Annotated in this window: 1 pseudogene; it reads right to left on the reverse strand. The window is 45.6% G+C overall.

Annotated elements, in window-relative coordinates:
- Nucleotides 1-38: 38 nt before the first annotated feature.
- A pseudogene (locus R7Z50_RS28695) lies at nt 39-621 on the reverse strand (hypothetical protein); the annotation flags it as partial.

The following is a 621-nucleotide window of genomic DNA, read 5'->3' on the forward strand; positions in this document are numbered from 1 at the left end:
CCATTCTCCCTAAACCTTTAGAGATAAAGGTTAATGACTTAGAACGCATGAGCACCGTGCGCCCCAAAAGTCATGACGTATTGCAATGTAAAGACGTTCTCTTTTTCTTTGTCTTGGTTTTCTGCACGCGTGTACTGAGCACGAATAGTACCAAAGTGCGAAGAATCCCACGCAATCATCGCATCGACTTCTTTATCATTTAGCGCAGTGAAATGCATGTGGTCACCATGAGCATGACCATCGTAGCTTTCCGCTTCGCCGTAACGAACGCCAGCAGACCAGCTAGGGTTAAATCGGTATACACCCGAAACGTAATATGCTGTTAAGTTATCAGGGGATTCAGCTTCATCTTTAAATTTGCTGTCGACCACACCATCCAACAACATGTACTCGGCAGAAAACGTAAAGTTGCGGTACTTGTAGTTACCATCCGGGGCCCATTTCCAAACAAAATCAGCACCATAAAGATTCGCACCAGTAATCGCAGCAGCGTGGCTATGTTCATGGTCATGACCGGTATCAGCATGATGATCGTGGTCAGCAAATTCTTCCACCTTGCCGTTCTCGTTTCGCAGGTAACTCAAGCCAAATTGCCAACTAGAAGAATCTGAAATGTCGCTT

The organism is Vibrio sp. 1249-1, from assembly GCF_033340495.1.